Origin of the sequence: Vibrio toranzoniae (genome assembly GCF_024347655.1) — a bacterium.
GTDB lineage: Bacteria > Pseudomonadota > Gammaproteobacteria > Enterobacterales > Vibrionaceae > Vibrio > Vibrio toranzoniae.
Genome location: NZ_AP025514.1, coordinates 2,918,934 through 2,938,589, shown reverse-complemented (window position 1 = coordinate 2,938,589; position 19,656 = coordinate 2,918,934). Strand labels below are relative to the sequence as shown.

General features: G+C 44.8%; 15 protein-coding genes. 1 reads left to right on the top strand and 14 read right to left on the bottom strand.

Translation table 11 applies throughout. The features are described from left to right. Nucleotides 1-9: 9 nt before the first annotated feature. From OCU50_RS13375 to OCU50_RS13365, 3 genes are all read right to left on the bottom strand, one after another. Nucleotides 10-396: a hypothetical protein gene (locus tag OCU50_RS13375; protein ID WP_082710361.1), complete on the bottom strand. Its 387-nt coding sequence runs from the start codon at nt 394-396 to the stop codon at nt 10-12. 208 nt (nt 397-604) lie between these two features. After that, a complete protein-coding gene (locus OCU50_RS13370; protein ID WP_060468783.1) occupies nt 605-2,308 on the bottom strand; it encodes a sodium:solute symporter family protein in 1,704 nt (567 codons plus the stop codon). A gap of 10 nt (nt 2,309-2,318) precedes the next feature. Then, nucleotides 2,319-2,585 carry a DUF4212 domain-containing protein gene (locus OCU50_RS13365; RefSeq protein WP_017055889.1) on the bottom strand — a complete coding sequence of 89 codons (267 nt, stop codon included), beginning with the start codon at nt 2,583-2,585 and terminating at the stop codon, nt 2,319-2,321. Nucleotides 2,586-3,000: 415 nt separating this feature from the next. On the opposite strand from OCU50_RS13365, the gene OCU50_RS13360 reads away from it, so the two are divergent. Next, nucleotides 3,001-4,752, top strand: a complete 1,752-nt coding sequence (locus OCU50_RS13360; RefSeq protein ID WP_060468782.1) for a potassium/proton antiporter — start codon at nt 3,001-3,003, stop codon at nt 4,750-4,752. Here OCU50_RS13360 and OCU50_RS13355 read toward each other — a convergent pair. The 11 genes from OCU50_RS13355 to aspA form a co-directional block, all read right to left on the bottom strand. Continuing rightward, nucleotides 4,749-5,378 carry a response regulator transcription factor gene (locus OCU50_RS13355; protein ID WP_046225019.1) on the bottom strand — a complete coding sequence of 210 codons (630 nt, stop codon included), beginning with the start codon at nt 5,376-5,378 and terminating at the stop codon, nt 4,749-4,751. The two genes, OCU50_RS13360 and OCU50_RS13355, sit on opposite strands and share 4 nt — an antisense overlap. A gap of 212 nt (nt 5,379-5,590) precedes the next feature. Beyond that, nucleotides 5,591-7,450 carry a protein-disulfide reductase DsbD gene (locus tag OCU50_RS13350; RefSeq protein WP_060468781.1) on the bottom strand — a complete coding sequence of 620 codons (1,860 nt, stop codon included), beginning with the start codon at nt 7,448-7,450 and terminating at the stop codon, nt 5,591-5,593. A 171-nt stretch (nt 7,451-7,621) separates the two neighbouring features. Then, a complete protein-coding gene (locus OCU50_RS13345; protein ID WP_017055885.1) occupies nt 7,622-8,110 on the bottom strand; it encodes an arginine repressor in 489 nt (162 codons plus the stop codon). A 329-nt stretch (nt 8,111-8,439) separates the two neighbouring features. Further along, nucleotides 8,440-8,904 (bottom strand): aspartate carbamoyltransferase regulatory subunit, encoded by a 465-nt coding sequence (pyrI, locus tag OCU50_RS13340; protein ID WP_004729721.1) that lies wholly within the window; start codon nt 8,902-8,904, stop codon nt 8,440-8,442. A gap of 15 nt (nt 8,905-8,919) precedes the next feature. Beyond that, nucleotides 8,920-9,849, bottom strand: a complete 930-nt coding sequence (gene pyrB, locus OCU50_RS13335; RefSeq protein WP_060468780.1) for an aspartate carbamoyltransferase — start codon at nt 9,847-9,849, stop codon at nt 8,920-8,922. 498 nt (nt 9,850-10,347) lie between these two features. Beyond that, the gene (gene argF / locus OCU50_RS13330) at nt 10,348-11,358 is read right to left on the bottom strand and encodes an ornithine carbamoyltransferase (protein ID WP_060468779.1); all 1,011 of its coding nucleotides are present in this window, start codon (nt 11,356-11,358) and stop codon (nt 10,348-10,350) included. Between the two features lie 195 nt (nt 11,359-11,553). Next, a complete protein-coding gene (gene arcC / locus OCU50_RS13325) occupies nt 11,554-12,465 on the bottom strand; it encodes a carbamate kinase (RefSeq protein ID WP_017055881.1) in 912 nt (303 codons plus the stop codon). A gap of 83 nt (nt 12,466-12,548) precedes the next feature. Next, nucleotides 12,549-13,772, bottom strand: a complete 1,224-nt coding sequence (arcA, locus tag OCU50_RS13320; RefSeq protein ID WP_017055880.1) for an arginine deiminase — start codon at nt 13,770-13,772, stop codon at nt 12,549-12,551. Between the two features lie 810 nt (nt 13,773-14,582). Then, entirely contained in the window at nt 14,583-16,028 is a 1,446-nt protein-coding gene (locus OCU50_RS13315; protein WP_060468778.1) for a YfcC family protein, read from the bottom strand. Nucleotides 16,029-16,644: 616 nt separating this feature from the next. Further along, nucleotides 16,645-17,958, bottom strand: coding sequence for an anaerobic C4-dicarboxylate transporter family protein (locus tag OCU50_RS13310; protein ID WP_060468777.1), 1,314 nt, complete (start codon nt 17,956-17,958; stop codon nt 16,645-16,647). Between the two features lie 86 nt (nt 17,959-18,044). Next, complete coding sequence (aspA, locus tag OCU50_RS13305) at nt 18,045-19,496, bottom strand: aspartate ammonia-lyase (RefSeq protein WP_060468776.1); 1,452 nt, start codon at nt 19,494-19,496, stop codon at nt 18,045-18,047. Nucleotides 19,497-19,656: the final 160 nt, after the last annotated feature.

Below are 19,656 nucleotides of genomic sequence, written 5' to 3'. Positions count from 1 at the left end.
CTATCCTTATTAGCCAAGTGGCGCTTGGACTTGTTGTAGTATTTGGCTGAGATTCAAAAAACGCGCTTGGCCCTGTGGTTGCTGGCAATAATGGCGTTTTAAATAAAATAGTGGCGCGTGAATAGAGTCTAGGCAGATATGACGAAAGGTGAAACTGCGACCTGGTGATTCGATTGCTTCAATTAAATGGAAGAACACTTGGCGCAGGTACAGTTCACATAGCAAGGTATTTTCTTGGGTGGCATGCCTTTCATAATAAGTAGAAAGCGTAAGCGCACACTCGATGTAGTCTCGAATCACAAACGGCTCGTGGCCTTGAACTTGTTCTAATGAAGCAAAGCGATCTTGTGCTTTGTAAAACCTCGAATAGAGACCCTGCTGTTCTTTCATCATCATTTGCATCTCTTTATTGGATGTTAATGATAATTATTATCAAATGAAATTTTAAAAACAACCCTTTGTTTGTCTTTTTATAATTTGTTTGCCTCTTTATAAAATGCAAGGGGAAAAGAAAAAGCCGATACATGAAGTATCGGCTTTCTGAGATTCAGTACCTAATCCCTACAATGTAAGTGCTGATTCATTTTTTTCTAAGCATTTCTGTTTAGTGGTCGTGAGCTTCACCAGCACCTTTAGGGTAGCGGATAGACTCAACCATCTCTTGTACATCTTCAGGAACTTCAGCTGTCACTTTATTCACTGCAATTGATACGACGAAGTTTAGACACATACCTAGCGTACCGATGCCTTCAGGGCTGATACCAAACCACCAATTTTCAGGTGTGCTTGCTGTAGGGTTAATGAACTTGAAGTAGATGATGTAGCTTGCCGTAAAGGCGATACCCGTCAACATACCCGCAATCGCGCCTTCCTTGTTCATCTTCTTGTAGAAGATACCTAGGATGATGGCAGGGAAGAAAGATGCGGCGGCAAGGCCGAAGGCAAATGCTACTACCTGAGCTACGAAGCCTGGTGGATTAATGCCTAAGTAACCGGCACCCACAATCGCGACCATGGCGGCCAAACGAGCGGCTAACAGCTCCTGCTTGTCGGTCATGTTTGGTCTGAAGCCTTTCTTCAACAAGTCATGTGAAATCGACGTTGAGATTACCAATAGTAGACCAGCGGCTGTTGATAGTGCGGCTGCTAGGCCACCAGCGGCCAGTAGTGCTACAACCCAGTTTGGTAGTTTTGCTAGCTCTGGAGAAGCCAGTACAATGATGTCACGGTTAATATTCATCTCGTTTCGTTCATCGCCCGAGTAGAACATTTTGCCATCGCCATTCTTGTCTTCCCAGCCCACTAGGCCAGTGCTTTCCCAGTTTTTATACCAGCTTGGCGCGTCTACTGCGGTGACACCTTGCATGTCTGGGCCGTTGATTGTCTCGATCATGTTTACACGAGCGAAGGCTGCAACGCCTGGTGCTGTTGTGTATAACAATGAGATGAACAGTAGAGCCCAACCCGCTGAGATACGTGCATCACGTACTTTTGGTACCGTGAAGAAACGAATGATTACGTGTGGAAGACCGGCTGTACCAACCATTAGAGCCGCACAGATGAAGAAGACGTCGACAGTGCTCTTGTTACCTTCGGTATAGGCGGTAAATCCGAGCTCTTCGGTGAGGCCATCCAGTTTATCAAGTAGGTAAACATCAGTACCTGTGATCGTCGAACCCATGCCAACTTGTGGTAGCGGGTTACCCGTCATCATGATTGAAGTAAAGATAGCAGGGACAAGGAAGGCGAAAATGAGGACACAGAATTGAGCTACCTGCGTATAAGTGATGCCTTTCATGCCACCCAGTACTGCGTAGAAGAACACAATACCCATACCAATGATGATACCTAGGTTAATGTCGACTTCTAGGAAACGAGAGAATACAACGCCCACACCACGCATTTGGCCTGCAACGTACGTAAACGATACGAAGATTGCACAGAATACCGCAACCATACGCGCTGTTTTCGAGTAGTAACGTTCACCGATAAAATCAGGAACCGTAAACTGACCGAACTTACGTAGGTAAGGTGCTAAACATAGCGCCAGTAGTACATAACCACCTGTCCAACCCATTAGGTAAACCGCACCGTCGTAGCCAACGAATGAGATGATACCTGCCATTGAGATGAATGATGCTGCCGACATCCAGTCAGCGGCAGTTGCCATGCCGTTTGCTACCGGGTGTACACCACCGCCAGCAACGTAGAATTCACTGGTTGACCCTGCACGAGCCCAGATTGCGATGCCGATATATACTGCAAAAGTAATACCGACGAGAATAAACGTCCACGTTTGAATATCCATGTTCTAGCCTCTAGTCTTCCTGTACGTTGTATTTTTTGTCGAGCGCGTTCATGCGGACAACGTAAATAAATATCAGCGCAACGAAGGTGTATATCGAACCTTGTTGAGCGAACCAAAAGCCGAGCTTGAACCCGCCAAACTGAACGGTGTTAAGGGCATCCACAAATAAGATGCCAGCGCCGTAAGACACTGCGAACCAGGTCGCGAGCAGTGTTCCCATAATCCCCAAGTTTTCCTTCCAGTAGGCTTGAGCATGTTCCGTAGATTCGAACGCCATTGCCTTCTCCTTTATTCCGTTTTCGTAGAAACCATGTCTGTATAAATTGATATGTTAATGCAATGTTACGATTTAGAATGTAGCAAGGATAAGTCAAGGGATCTGTGCAACTTTAGTCGGGACACTATTAACGCTAATGTACTGAAATTTGGGACTGAGAAGCCATAAGCGCAAAAAAGTGTGATGTTGCAATGTTGTTAAATTAGCCAAAGGTCTAACAAAAAAGTCTGAATTAGTGCGTTGGTCATAAAATTTAACAATGAAATGACAGATAAATTGTCTCTGAACCCGTATATGTCATGAACAACGATATAATTTTGTTATAGTAAAAAGGCATGTTCACCGACCGTGCATTGCTTTACGGCAAACGTTTGACATGCTTAAAGCACGGTGTTGTATTCTTTAGGGGAACGAATTGGACGCAATAACTATCAACCACTTGTTTTTAACTGGTGCAGTATTAATCTCCATCAGTGTGCTTTTCTCACCAGTGTCCTCTCGATTGGGCATTCCTATTCTTTTGATATTTCTGTTTGTTGGTATGTTAGCGGGTGAAGATGGACTCGGTGGCATTAAGTTCGATGATTATTCACTGACATACTTGGTGAGTAACCTTGCGCTTGCCGTAATTCTTCTTGATGGCGGTATGAGAACCAAAGTTGCGAGTTTCAAAGTGGCTTTTTGGCCATCACTCTCGTTGGCAACCGTAGGGGTAGCATGTACTGCAACCTTAACGGGTCTAATGGCAGCTTGGTTATTTGACCTTTCGTTTATGCAGGGGATTTTGGTCGGAGCGATTGTCGGTTCAACCGATGCTGCTGCGGTATTTTCTTTGTTGAAAGGGCAGAGTCTCAATGAGCGTGTGGGTTCAACACTAGAGATCGAATCCGGCACTAACGATCCAATGGCGGTCTTTCTGACGGTGACTTTAATCGCACTGTTGGGCAACCCAGATGCCGATATGGGGGGAGCTTTCCTACTCAAAAGTTTTGTAATGCAGTTTGGTATAGGCATTATTGTCGGAGTTGGCGGTGGTTGGGTTCTGTGGAAATCAATTAATCGAGTGCAACTGGCTGATGGTCTTTATTCTATTTTAGTGCTCAGTGGTGGCATTGCTCTGTTTGCATTCTCTAACATGCTCGGCGGCAGCGGGATTTTATCGATTTACCTCGTAGGTCTGTTCATCGGAAATCGCCCGACTCGCTCTCGACATTCTATTCTCAATGTTCTTGATGGAATGACGTGGTTAAGCCAGATCGTGATGTTCTTGGTGTTGGGTTTATTAGTGACACCATCGACGTTGATGGACATAGCAGTACCGGCACTTGTGCTTGCTTTCGGTATGATTTTGTTTGCTCGTCCAGTGTCTGTTTGGTTGGGTTTATTGCCGTTCAGAAACTTTACCACCAAAGAGCGTTGGTTTGTTTCTTGGGTTGGTTTACGTGGCGCAGTCCCGATCATTTTAGCGGTTTTCCCGATGATGGCTGGTCTGCCAAATGCGCAGCTGTATTTCAATATCGCCTTCTTCGTGGTGATGGTTTCGTTGATTGTTCAAGGTGGTAGCTTGATGAAAGTTGCTCGATTAGCTCAGGTGACGCTACCACCAACGCCGACACCTATCTCTCGTACGGGTATTGAGATCTACCCTACCAGTGAGTGGGAGATGTTTGTTTACAAGCTGAAAGACGAAAAGTGGTGTATTGGCGAACCTCTAAAGCGTTTGTCTATGCCTGAAGGGACGCGAATTACCGCACTATTTCGACAAGATGTCTTGCTTCACCCATCGGGCAGTACAGTATTAGAGGCCAATGATATTCTGTGCGTATTGGGCCAAGATAAAGACTTAGGTAGTTTAAGCCAGCTATTCAGTGAAGCTCCGTTAGCCGAAGAAACGGCACGATTTTTTGGTGATTTCTTCCTGGATGTTAGCTTATCAATTACTGCGGTAAGTGACTGGTATGGTATTGAGCTTGGCTCGGAAGAAGAGCGAGAAATGACGCTAAAACAGTTAGTAGAACAAGAGCTTGGTGTATATCCAGTATTGGGTGACAGCTTTGAGTGGCATGACATTAATTGGGTGGTCGCTGAGGTCAATGATTATCAAGTCGTCAAGCTGGGCTTATGTTTACCAAAGACGACTTTAGAAAAGGATATTAGCGAAGCCTAATTGTGGACTTCTTGTAGCAAGATAACGGCTTGAGTTCTGTTTTTCACGTCCAGTTTGCGGAAGATAGCGGTCATATGTGCTTTTATGGTCGCTTCTGATACATTCAGTTCATAGGCAATTTGCTTGTTAAGTAGACCATCAGATAGCATTCCCAAGACCTTATATTGTTGAGGGGTCAGTGTGGAGAGTTTTTCTGCAAGGTCGCTACAAGCCGCATTGTTAGTGATGAGGCCTTCAGGGAAGAATGGATCACCGTTGAGAACTTGGTTGAGTGCACTCAAGAGTTCACGCATATCACTCGACTTAGGAATAAAGCCAAAAGCGCCATGACTTTTAACTTGGCTGACCACGCTGGCATCTTCGCTCGCTGAGATCACGACAATCGGTAAATCTGGGTATTCAGCGCGCAGCTGAATTAAACCTGACATCCCATTTGCACCTGGCATTTTAAGGTCGAGTAATAAGAGGTCGGGCTCATCTTCTTTCTTTAGTAAAGTCAGCAAGGCATCCAGAGAATCGGCTTCAAGAAGATTCGCGCCACTGATCGCCATATGAACTGACTGAAACAGGGCGTTGCGGAAGAGAGGGTGGTCATCAGCAATGATGATGGTATAGGTCGAGTCCATGACGTTCATACTTTTAACAATTTAGTTAAGATTTATTATCATCCTGATTGAGTATGTGGACAATATCTATGCATGAAAAGTCTGAACCATATCGACTTTTATCCCCAGAATAAGAAAGTGTTACTCTGAATAATAAAAAAGCCGCACTGTCATCTCGTTACCGAGGGGCAGTGCGGCTTTCGTTTGGGCTTTGCTTTAGACGAATGTCGTCGTTATAGCTGGTGGTCTTGCATGTGTTTTAAGAATACATCGGCAGGCATAAAACCAGTGACACGAGCATTTGGAACATGGTTACCCTCGCCATCCCAGAACTCAATGGTTGGCAAGCCGAGTACCTGTAATTGTTTAAGCAGTTCAATGTCTTGAGGCATGTTTCTCGTTACGTCAGCCTGCAGCAGTACGAAGTCAGATAGTTTGTTTTCGACATCGGCCTGATGGAAGGTGTACTTCTCAAACTCTTTACACGCCACACACCAATCGGCGTAGAAATCGAGCATCACAGGTTTACCCAGTTTTTTCGCTTCGATGAGTTGGATTTCGAGCTCTTCAACGGTATTGATGCGTGCAAATTGGATATGCTGTTGCTCTACCGTTATGCTCTTCTCCGCAAACCAATAGTTCAATGCAGGCTGTGCCGAAGCGAACAGGCCAAGCATCGCGATGATGCCCACAGCGCTCTGCTTCCAACCGCCGAATGGCAGTGCATTCTTGCTGTGGTACAGCCAACCAAAGGCGATGAAGCCAAGGCCAGACCAAAGCACGGTTGCCCATAACTCAGGGATAATGCGCTCTAGTAAGAAGATAGGCGCTGCCAGCAAGATAAAGCCAAATACGATCTTCACCTTGTCCATCCAACTGCCTGCTTTCGGCAGAAGTTTATTACCAAATACCGCAACCAAGATCAGCGGGATACCCATACCCATTGCTAAGGCGTACAGAGCAATAGCACCGGTAAATAGGTCGCCACTTTGAGCCACGTACAACAGCGCACCCGACAGTGGCGCAGTGGTACAAGGTGAACACACCAAGCCAGAGATCGCACCCATCGCGAACACCCCCAAGGTATTGCCACCTTGTTGCTTGTTACTTTGGTTGTTGAGCCAAGTTTGGATGCTGCTCGGCAGTTGCAGGTTATAAACGCCAAACATCGACATGGCTAACGCCACGAACAGAACGCTCAACGCAATTAATACGTAAGGATGTTGCATCGCAGCTTGGAACTGCATACCCGCAGAGGCAACCACTAAACCCAATAAGGTGTAGGTTAACGCCATGCCTTGCACATAAATGAACGACAGCATCAGCGCACGACCTTGGCTGAGCTTGCCACCACCTAAAACGATACCCGTTAGAATTGGATACATAGGCAGAACACACGGCGTAAAGGCTAAACCAACACCGAGCGCTAAGAATAGTAATGGTGTCCACCAACTGTCACCGAGCTTATCGGCTAAGCCTGCGTCTTTTGAAACGGGTGCACTGGATTGTGAAGTGGTGTTACTTGCAACGTCTGCTTTTGGAGAAGCTTGTTGTGTTGAAGCATCGGTCTCATTGCTAGCAGCCGATGAGTCTTGCGACACGGCATTAGCTTGAGAGTCGCTTGAACCTGAACCTGTAGCCGTAAATGGCTCAATGTCGATGATTCGAGTTTCGGGTGGATAGCAGAACCCTGCGTCCGCACACCCTTGGTATTTAACGATCAGCTGTGAGCCATCTTGGTAACTCTGTAGCGGAACTTGCACGAACAACGGTTGAGTATAAATGCTCACCTCACCAAAAAATTCATCTTGGTGTGGTTGGCCATCTTCTATTTCAACATTACCGATCGCGAGATTTTGACCGCTGAAAGAGAGGCTATGTTGGTAGAGGTAGTAGCCTTCTTTTACTTGCCAGTCGAGAAGCACCTTGCCGTCTTGCTGGTAGTAATTGAAAGGGAAAGCTTGGTCTACAGGGACAAAACCGTTGTTATTGCCTCCGAAGCTTGGCTCGGCGTTGTCATTTCCAAAAAGCGCCCACGCAGGCTGGGTGAATAGGGAAATACAAACAAAAAGTAATGTGGCAAGTCGTCGCATACTATTTAGTCATCAAAATGGAGTTGAAGGTATCTTAACTCAATCAGACCGTAATAGTTTGTGATTAGTTTCATCGACAAATAAATATCCCCTTGGAGAAGTGAAGCATTGGCTTGCCGTATCTAAGGGGAGTTATGGATTTAAGTGCTTAGTTTTGTGCAAGTGAGACGCTTAGGCGACGCCCAAACGTGCTTTTACTACTTGTTCGCAAGCATCAATGTTCATCGTGTCTTTTGGAATAATTAACACCGTGTCATTGCCGCCAACGGTACCGATAATTTCAGTGTGTGGGTCGATATCGACTAATCTTGCGACCAGCTGTGCACAACCCGGGTGAGTCTTTACTATCACCATGGCTTGGTTGTGAGTAATTAATTCGATTTGCGAGGAGATGGATGCGTCGACACGTACCGGTGCACTCTCAACGGTTATGCAGTAGACCTTCTTACCACAGGCGTTTTGAACTTTTACAACGCCGAGTTGTGACAAAATGCGAGATACGGTCGATTGACTAATACCTATATAGCCAATGTCGACGAGTTTCTCTCTCAGTTGATTCTGGGTCGAAAAGCTTTGTTGTTGTAGCAAGCGTTTGCACGCTGCAGTCAGTGTTTTATCTTCAGCTGAATACAAGCAACCGTGCTCAGTGATTTCGTTCATGAACAACTCCTTAAGGTCAACGTGTGGATATCGCTTGTCCATAGCGTCGAACGCACTCCCAAAGCCGTAGAGTACGATGATTAATTAGGGCTTACCGATGAATCCCGAAGTAAAGATGGGAGGGTATGCGAGATGTATGATCATCTATTCACTAAGTCTAACACTAAAGGATAGTTATCTTTTTGAAGGTGATCACCAAACAATATTCTGGTTAAATGCTTTTATTTTGGTTGTTTATTCTTTGGTTGAATGGATATTTATTCCAGGTTGAGAATAAATATCCATTAGGATTAAGTGGTTTTTTGTAGCAAAGGTAATAGCGCTAAGGGTTAGCGAATTTCGCTCATGATCTCGCGAGAGAATACTTTTTCACAATAGTGACATTTTAGCTGTACGTTTTCGTGTTTTAGCTGCACTTTAAAGCTACTTTCGACCGGTTCACCGTGTGAAATACAGTTGCTATTTGGGCAAGCGAACACACTGTTGATTTGCTCTGGCAGCACAAGGGTTAGCTTGTTGACTACTTTGTACTCTTCAATTTGGTTGACTGTGGCTTGCGGCGCATACAGAGCCAATTGGTTGGCTTGTTCCTTGGTCAGAAAGATGTTCTCAATCTTGATCAGGTCTTTGTTACCGAGTGCTGATGATGGCAGGTTTAACCCCATGGTGATGCGTTGTTCTGTTTTATGCAGCTTAAACAGTTTAAGGATTTTTATACCAAGGTGAGCAGGGATGTGGTCAATGACGCTGCCGTTACGGATCGCTTCTACTTGTAGCTGAGTTTGTTTAACCATGACTGTTTCTCCTGCTTATAAAGTGTCGTTAAGAACTAGGGCCAATAGGGCTTCGCGAGCGTATACACCATTCTCAGCTTGTTCGAAGTAGTAAGCGTGCGGCGTTTTATCGACGTCGGTAGTGATTTCGTCAACGCGTGGCAGTGGGTGTAGCACTTTCATATTTTTGCGCGCGTCTTTCAGTGTCTCGGCAGTAAGAATGTAAGCCGACTTCATGTGCGCGTATTCCGATGCATCAAAGCGCTCTTTCTGTACGCGAGTCATATACAGAACATCCAGTTCAGGCACCACTTCTTCAATGCTGGTGTGTGTGCTGTATTGGATGCCCATCTCTTCTAATTCTTCACAGATATAATCGGGCATCTCTAATACTTCTGGCGCGATAAAGAAGAAACGCACGTTATTGAATTTTGAGAGCGCTTGCGTCAATGAGTGCACAGTGCGGCCATATTTTAAGTCGCCGACGAAAGCTACATTAAGGTTATCAAGCGTGCCTTGTGTTTCGTAAATCGAGAACAGATCCAGCAAGGTCTGTGTAGGGTGTTGGTTTGCGCCGTCGCCACCATTGACGATCGGAACACCGTTAGAAAATTCAGAGGCTAAACGTGCGGCGCCTTCTTGTGGGTGACGCATTACAAAGGCATCGACGTAAGAGGAAATAACCTGCACTGAATCGGCAAGCGTTTCGCCTTTCTTCGCCAGCGATGTGTTACCGCCATTATCAAAGCCGATGACCGTGCCACCAAGGCGCTGAACGGCGGTTTCGAATGAAAGGCGAGTTCGAGTTGAAGGCTCAAAGAAGCAGCTCGCAACGACTTTATTTTTTAGCAGCTCAGGGTTTGGCTCGGCCTTGAGTCTTGCTGCTGTGTCGACGATAAGCTCCAGTTCATTACGAGTGAGCTCAGGTATGGAGATGATGTGCTTGTTAAATAACGAATGCGCCATAACGGGTCTTCCTTCTATGCATACAGTCAAATTGCGGACAAAAAAAAGCCCCCTAACAATAGGAGGCTTCGAAACGATCAATAGAGCAAAATAAAAATGACACCAACGCCACTCTTTGGCGTGTAGTTTGACAATCATGTGCGACAGAATTGCAGTTCATTTTTTGCTCTCTTAAGACAAATTGCGGAGGATTATACTCAGATAAAAATACCATGCAATACTTTCTGTAAAGTATTCATTTAATGGATTTTTATGCGAAATAACGTCTGCATTTTGCTTTTGTTTAAACCCTTGTTGAAACAGAAAATCTTAGGCTTTTTTTAGGGAAGGTTTTCTTCAAGTTCATGAAAAAAAATGCGGGCTTTATTCAAGGTCAAATTCCCAAGAACGCCACCCGCATTTCCCTGTTATTGCACTTAACTTGTCAATGTCTTGCCAACAAGTGCGTGCTTAGCTATTTAGATCATTAGTTGCTTAGATTCTTAATTGATTAGCTTATCAATTGCCTAATGTTGCAACCATCACGGCTTTGATGGTGTGCATACGGTTTTCAGCTTCATCGAACACGATAGAGTATTCAGACTCAACCACTTCATCGGTTACTTCAACGCCGTCTTTTAGTTGCGGGTATTCAGCGGCAAGTTGTTTGCCGACTGTGGTATCTTCGCCATGGAAAGCCGGTAGGCAGTGCATGAATTTCACATGTGGGTTACCCGTCGCTTTAATCATTTCCATGTTGACTTGGTAAGGCATCATTAAGTTAATACGCTCAGCCCACGCTTCTTTTGCTTCGCCCATTGATACCCAAACATCGGTGTATAGGAAGTCACAGCCTTGCACGCCTTCTTGAACATCTTCAGTCAGTGTGATGTTGCCGCCAGTGTGCTCTGCGATTTCACGACATTGAGCTAAAAGCTCTTCTTGTGGCCAGAACTGTTTTGGCGCGACAAGGCGAATGTCCATGCCCATTTTCGCAGCGCCAACCATCAAAGAGTTGCCCATGTTGTTGCGAGCATCGCCTAGGTAAGCAAAGCTGATTTCGTGTAGCTGTTTACCACGGCCGAATTCCGTCATGGTTAGGAAGTCTGCAAGTATTTGTGTTGGGTGGAATTCGTCAGTCAGACCATTCCACACTGGTACGCCAGCATAAGCGCCTAACTCTTCGACGATTTCTTGGCCGAAGCCGCGGTATTCGATGCCGTCGTACATACGGCCAAGAACGCGAGCGGTATCTTTCATTGATTCTTTGTGGCCAATTTGAGAGCCAGATGGGCCTAAGTAAGACACTCGAGCACCTTGGTCGAATGCGGCAACTTCGAATGCACAACGAGTACGAGTGGAGGTTTTTTCAAAGATAAGCGCAATGTTTTTGCCAGTCAGTGTTGGCTGTTCGTAACCGTTGTACTTCGCTTTTTTAAGCTCCATTGAAAGATCTAACAAGTGTTGAATCTCGCGTGGAGTGAAATCTAGTAGTTTTAGGAAGTTACGATTGCGTAGGTTAAAAGCCATGATGTATTCCTTTTTAGATTTAGGCGCTTTCTTGCTACAGGGAAAGAAAATTCAAGAAAGCGCGATTTAATTTTTTAGTCAATTTATTCGGTTCTGTTTGTTTCGTTTAATTCTGTTTTTACAAGCTTTAAAAGCTCTCAAGGTTTAAGCTTATAAAGCTTTAAGTTTTTCAAGATAATAAAGCCCGTTAGCGCGTTAACCTTTGGTGATATTGGTGCCCGCTTGGCCTTGCAGGATCTGCAAACCATCTTCGAGTGCGCCGATACCCACCACTTTGCCGCCTTGCTGAATGAATTCGCACGATGCTTCAATTTTTGGCCCCATTGAGCCCGCATCAAATTCGAATTTCGCCAGTTCGCTTGGTGTGGTGCTGCGCAGTGCGTGTTGAGTTGGCTTGCCCCAATCAAGGTAAACAGCGTCGGCATCAGTCAAAATAAGCAGCGCGTCCGCATCCAGTTGTTTCGCTAAGAAAGCCGCTGACATGTCTTTGTCGATAACGGCTTCGACACCGACTAATTTGCCGTTTTCTTTTTTCACTGGGATGCCACCGCCACCAGTACAAATCACGAGGTGACCCGCATCGATAAGTTGTGTGATCGCTTCGTGCTCAACAATGCCGGTAGGGCGTGGGCTTGGTACAACGCGGCGGAAATGTTGGCCGTCGGGTTTTACGATCCAGTGGAACTTCTCCGCTAGTTCACGCGCTTCTGCTTCTTCGTAGATCGGGCCAATCGGCTTGGTTGGATCGGCAAACGCAGGATCGTTTGGATCAACCGTCATTTGCGTCAACATGCACGAGATGTTTCGGTTAGGCAGGTAGTTTTTGAACTCTTGCATCAGCATGTAGCCGATCATGCCTTGAGTCTCACTGCCCAAGACATCCAGCGGATACGGGTTTACTTTTTTGTATTCCAAACCTTGTAGAGCAAGTAAGCCAACTTGTGGGCCATTACCGTGCACTAGAACCACGTTGTACACTTTCGCGATTTCAGAGATGGTTTTAACCGCTGTTTCAATATTACGGCGTTGAACATCGGCTTCTAACGGCTCACCGCGACGAAGTAGGGCGTTACCGCCGAGTGCAACAACAACAGTTTGCTTAGTCATAATTGTGTTCTCTCATTTTGGCCAAGCTATTGATTTTACGTAAGCTTGTAAAATTGCTTAGCTTGGCCGTTTCGTCTTAGTGATTAGATACCATCACGCTCAATTGGGCAGCTCATGCAGCGTGCGCCACCGCGACCGCGGCCAAGTTCGTCTCCAGGGATAGAAAGAACCGTGATGCCTGCTTTGTCGTATTTTTCGTTGGTGTAGGTGTTGCCTTCGTAACCAATAACGACGCCTGGTTTAACTGTCAGCACATTGTTCGCATCGTTCCACTGTTCACGTTCTGCATGGAAGTTGTCACCACCTGTCGTGATAAGATTTAGCTTGTCTACGCCAAGTGCTTTTTCGATAGCTGTTACGAAGTAGCCTTCTTCTTTCACATTCACAGTGCCTGATTCATCGCCAGTTAGGCTCCAGCACTGCACGTCTTGACTAACCACCTCAGGGTAAACAGAGAATGTATCCTCGTTCATGTGAGTCATTACCGTGTCTAAGTGCATGCAAGAGCGATGTTTTGGTAGCTGCATGGCGATAACTTGTTTCGCTTGACCGTGTTTGAATAGGCTCGATGCTAAGTGCTCAACACCTTGTGCTGTGGTACGTTCAGACATACCGATAAGCACTGTGCCACGACCGATAACAAGAACGTCACCACCTTCAATCGTTGAGTTGTCGTAGCTGATATTTTCTTCATCGCCGAAGTATTTAATAAAGTCTTGGCCCGCGAATGTTGGGTGCCAGCGATAAATAGCGCGCACGTGGTTGGTTTCACGTTGACGAGCAGGTTTCGCCATCGGGTTGATAGAGACACCGCCGTATACCCAGCAAGACGTGTCGCGAGTAAATAGGTGGTTTGGTAGAGGTTCGATAATAAAGTCGGTTGGTGCGTGCATGCCTTGCATCATTGAAGACGATTTCATTGGCATCTCAGCGTAAGACAGACCGCCCGTTAGAATTTTTGCTAGCTCTAGGTTTGGTAAGTCGCTTAAGTAGCAGCGCACATCATTGGCGAATGTTTTACCCAAACGGTAATCAGATACTTGGCAGTTTAGTAGCCAATCTTTCGCTTCTGGCACGGCTAGTGTGTCTGCTAGCAAGTCAGTAAGAAGAAGAACTTCAACACCTTGATCACGTAGCGTTTGAGTAAATGCGTCATGCTCTTTACCTGCGCGCTCAACAGCCAGTACGTCATCAAATAGCAAATCGTGACAGTTAGAGGGTGTTAGGTGAGTCAGTGCGCGTCTTGGACGGTGAACTAGAACGCGGCGTAATTGACCTATTTCAGAACCTACATAGAACTTACTCATGATCGTCTCTCTCTTATATATTTGAATTACTTTTATCGCTAAGAGTAATTATTTATTTTCAATTGAGAAGAATGAATTATTTATTCATATCTCTTGTCTGGAATTAATATTACGCCTGCTAGTCAGGTATTCTTAGAGATCTATCACAAATCGTTTTTTCTCTCGCAGCCCTTTAAAATTAAGGGTTTTAACAAACTTTATGCACTTTTAGTCACGGCTAATACATTCTAAATAATTAGCTGTTGGGGAACTTTATGCACGTTTTTTTGACGAAACTTACTGGAATCTAATTTACGAGGGAATATATGCAGAATATTTTTATTGATAAGAGTGTGCTTAGCTTGGAAGTATGCAGTGTTTTTATTTAGATATTTAATTTTGGATGTGGAATTAATTATTTGTTAACAAAGTAAATGCTAATAAAGCTGTTGTGGTCACACTTTATAATTGGGTGTTTTAAGCCGGTTTTCTATGAAAATAGCCAATACTCGTCCTTTGATTATTACAGCGTAAATTACTTTAAATATAATTAACGCTAATAAGTGACTAAGTATTTCTCAAAATATAGTAGCGATGAATAGTTGCTTTTTATTTAATCTTAGCATCGATGTTTAAAGGTGAGTTTGGCTTCCTAGCAAGTGTCTTCAACTCGTTTACGTTTTGCTGTTTAGATAGATAGGTTGAGAGAGGCTTTAAATGATGCGTGTGTAGCTTGTGAGGATGTTTCGATGGAAGAGTCTTGTTGGTATCGATAGTGATAAAAAAGCCGCTAGAAAGCGGCTTTGAGTGAGAAAGTGAGGTGTGTTGGTTTTAGATAAGCGCACCAATACTTAGAACAATGATGCAGAACACCATCAAGATACCGATTAATGGCATTACCCACTTAACCCAGCGCACGTAAGGGACACGAGCAATCGCTAAGCCACCCATTACCACTGCAGAGGTCGGTGTGATTAAGTTCACCAAGCCAGAGGCCGATTGATAAGCGGTGATTACAAGGTCGCGACCTACGCCAGCAAAGTCGGCCAGTGGTGCCATGATTGGCATGGTGAGCACCGCTAAACCTGATGTTGACGGTACTAAGAATGACAATAGAATCTCTAAGAAGAACATCACGTTAATAAAGATAACCGAAGACAGCCCGGTGACCATTTGTTCTGCAGAGAAGAGAATGGTGTCGGTGATCATACCGCGGTCCATTACCACCACAATACCACGCGCAATACCGATGATAAGCGCCACGCCCAGTAGGTCTCGGGCACCATCAATGAAACTCGAAGTAAACTCCTCTTCACTCATGCGGGCCACAATACCAACGATGATGGTCGCCGCTAAGAACATGGCTGAGATCTCGGCCATCCACCACCCAGCAACGGATACACCGTAAATCATTACCGCGAATGAGCCGCCAAAAATGGCCAGAATCAGTTTACGAGTCGCAGTGAATTCAAGTTTTTCGCCACTTGCGTTGCCAAGAAAGTGCGCTTTGTTCTCTTCGTATTTGTCGTACACTATTGATTTGCTTGGGTCGGCTTGCACCATTCTTGCGTAACGCATGACGTAAGCAACACAGATACCCCAACCAACAATCAGCATGCCAACACGCAGCACGATGCCGTCGGTAAATGGAATACCAGAGGCGTTGGCAGCGATAACGGTCGCGAATGGGTTAATGGTTGAGCCTAGTACGCCAATGCCCGCACCAAGCAGTACCGTTGCAGCAGCCACAAGAGGATCAAAGCGAGCAGCCATCATCACAGGGACTAACAAGGTATAGAAGGGCAGTGATTCTTCTGCCATGCCGTAGACAGTACCGCCCGCGGCAAACAGTGCCATCAGTATTGGTATCATCAACTCTTCTCGCCCTTCTAAGCGGGCGGTGACGCGTTCGATACCGGCATCAATCGCACCGGTTTTAGTGACTAGCCCTAAGAAGCCCCCAATGATTAGAATGAACAGCGAAACGTCGATTGCCGCAGCTTCATAGCTATTGTGGTCGTAGAAGCCGTCAATCGGTGCTAGTAGTACATCAATCACACCTTGAGGGTTACCTTCTACCGTTTGATAGGTGCCGGTAACCGGTACTTCTCGGCCTAATTCTTCATTCATTGCTCGGTCGTATTGGCCTGCTGGAATAATCCATGTGAACAGAGCCACTAGCGCAATAAGAATAAATAAAATGGTGTAGGCGGAAGGGAACTTAAAGTTGGCAAAGAAGCCGCCTTTTTCTGCCTTGTTAATCGTTTCGGTCGTCATAGCCATCTCCTTTCACGTCAATGCCCTCAGGCAGATCAGTGTGAATTCGCGAGTCAAAAATAAATAGCTGATCCTAAAAAAGGTAAATCAATAAATGTAATAAAATTCGAATTGATCAGTTAATTTAATAATTAATTAAAACAAACGTTTATATTTTTGATTTTTAAATTAAATCAGATATTAGACTTGAGCTTTTATTTATCTGTTGGGTATTTTAAATCTCATTTTTAACTCTAACCTAGCGACTGTTCACATTTTTATTGTACTAATTTATTGCTCAATAATTACACTGAAAATTATCAGGGTATTAGTGTGATTAAAGTGGTTATCTATGCTGGTGGTTTATCTACGATTCTTTTATTTTAGGTTATCTAGAGTGTGTAGCGAATAAATGTGTGGAATTTTATGCAAAATGAAATTTTATAATGTTTATGGATTAATTAAATAATATTTGATTTATATCAAATAAGGATAAAGGATGGGGGGCTGTAAATTAAATGGTTAACATTAAGTTGCGGATATGATGGGGGTTAGAAGAGGAAAAAGCGATATTTTTGAGGAGAATAAAAAGAGAAGTGGTGTCACTTCTCTTTATCCAGAACGAAAGTCTATTCGATTAGATCATGACATTCGATAGTAGCAGACCAAACGCAATGCTAAATACCATACTTAGTAAGCCTGGGAGCATAAAGCTGTGGTTGAAGATGTACTTACCTATATTCGTGGTACCCGTTCGATCAAAGTCAATTGACGCGATGATAGGGCCGTAGTTTGGAATAAAGAAGTAACCATTAACCGCAACGAAGGTTGCAATAATAATTGCTGGCGGAAGCCCTAAAGCAATCGCCACAGGTACAAGAACTGCAGTGGTTGCACCTTGGCTGTTTACCATTACTGATAGAGCAAATAGTGCGAATGCAAATGTCCATGGTGCAACTTCTACTAGACCCGATACCGCTTCTTTGACCATTGCAGCATGGCCACCAATGAAGGTATCTCCTAACCAAGCAATCCCGAAAATAGCAACAATCGCACGCATACCGGCGTGGAATACAGAACCTTGGCTAATTGCATTTCCGTCTGGTTTACAGATTAAAATAATAAGAGCTGCAACCGTTAGCATGACGATTTCAATAGTGTGTGCCATACCCATCGGTGAGCCATCAAACTGAGGGCGAAGTGATGGGAATGCCCCCATGACAACAACCGTCAGCGCACCAAATAGGAACATACCAACTGATTTTTTCGCTTGTGGTGTGATGGTAATATTTTCAACCGCTTCCTCTTGTTTCATCTCTTTACGGAATTCAGGATCTTGCATGCGGCGTTGGTATTCAGGATCGTCTTTGAGCTCTTTACCGAGTTTGTTGACAATGACACAAGCACAAGCAAGGCCAAGGAAAGTACTTGGGATAGTGACGGAAAGAACATCAGCTAGCGTGATGCCTTGTGGTTCCAAGAAGGCAACCAAAGCGACAACCGCTGCCGCAATTGGGCTTGCAACAATCGCAAATTGTGATGCGATAACGGCCATACCTAGTGGGCGCGCTGGGCGAATACCACTACGACGGCTCACTTCTGCAATAACTGGAAGAACCGAGTAAGCAACGTGGCCAGTACCTGCCATCATTGTGAAAAAATAGGTTACTAAAGGAGCAATGAAAGTGATGTGGCGAGGGTTTTTACGCAAAATCCCAGAGGCAATCTTGATCATGTAATCCAGACCACCAGAAGCTTGCATTGCGGCTGCGGCTGCCACAACCGCCATTATCATTAACATTACGTTGATTGGTGGGCTGGTTGGTTGAATCCCGAAAATGAAACTGAGTACTGCAAGGCCAACACCGCCCATAACGCCGAGGCCTATCCCCCCGATACGAGCACCGATCAGGATACATCCCAATACGACGAATAGCTCAAGTAAAAACATGAGTGACTCCTAAAATATATAGTTATTAATAATTTTATTAAGCAAGAAAAAAGGCTCTGGAAACAGAGCCTTTATTTGTTCATTCGTTACTCGTAGCGTTTTGCTTTGTACTGAGGGTGCATCAAGTTTTCAACAGAGAAAATATCATCAAGCTCTTCTTCGGTTAATAAACCGCGTTCTAGAACCACATTGCGAACACTCTTACCTGTTTCAGCACAGATCTTGCCAACAATGTCACCTTCGTGGTGGCCAATGTATGGGTTAAGGTAGGTTACGATTCCGATAGAGTTGAAGACGTGCGCTTCACATACTTCTTTGTTTACAGTAATGCCGTCTACGCACTTGTCGCGTAGGTTCACACATGCGTTTGTTAGAATGTCCAGAGACTCAAACATGCTTTGTGCAATAACGGGTTCCATTACGTTCAGTTGAAGTTGGCCACCTTCCGCCGCGAAAGAAACCGTGTTGTCGTTACCTAGAACTTTAAAGCAAACTTGGTTTACTACTTCAGGAACCACTGGGTTTACTTTAGCTGGCATGATTGAAGAGCCTGCTTGTAGTTCTGGTAGGTTTAGTTCGTTCAAGCCAGTACGTGGACCAGAAGAAAGCAGACGCAAGTCATTACAAATCTTAGACAATTTAACGGCTAGACGCTTAAGTGCGCCGTGCGTCATGACGTATGCACCACAGTCAGACGTTGCTTCGATTAAGTCTTCAGCGGCTACACACTCTAGGCCCGTAACTTCTGCTAAGTGCTTAACTGCTAGGCCTTGGTAGCCAGGTGCTGCGTTTAGACCAGTACCGATAGCTGTTGCGCCTAGGTTTACTTCAAGCAGTAGTTTTGAAGTGTATTCTAGGTTTTTGATTTCTTCGTTGATGGTTACAGCCCAAGCATGGAACTCTTGGCCAACCGTCATTGGAACTGCATCTTGAAGTTGAGTACGACCCATCTTCAAAATCGTGTTGAATTCTTGGCTCTTAAGCTCGAATGCACCTTTTAGGTATTCAATTGCGTCGATCAGTTTTAGTACGCTGTTGTAAACAGAGATACGGAAGCCCGTTGGGTAAGCACAGTTTGTAGATTGGCTGCGGTTTACATGGTCGTTTGGGTTGATGAACTCATATTGGCCTTTTTCTTTGCCCATAAGTTCCAGTGCGACGTTAGCAACCACTTCGTTCGCGTTCATGTTTACAGAAGTACCAGCACCACCTTGGAAAACGTCCGATGGGAACTGATCCATGCATTTGCCAGTGTCTAGAATTAGGTCACAAGCTTGAATGATGTATTTAGCTACTTCGCTTGGAATTACACCTAACTCTTTGTTTGCTAAAGCCGCTGCTTTCTTTGTCATCACCATACCGCGAACGAATTCAGGTACATCTGAGATCGTTACCTTTGAAATGTTGAAGTTTTCAACTGCGCGTAGAGTGTGGATGCCGTAGTAAGCATCAGCGGGAACATGACGTTGACCTAAAAGATCTTCTTCGAGACGAGTAGCGTGAGGAGCATCAACTTGTGCTTCTGATAGAGTAGCCATAACAGGATCCTTAGAGAATTATTCTGATTATATAGTTAGTTATTAGCCTATTCTGTGTGCAAATACTCCGTTCGCTAGAATATTAGGCTGATAAATCCGTCCTGACTTATGTGGCACATGATACTGTACCTAGCGCATAAAAATAGTAAGTTGATCACCT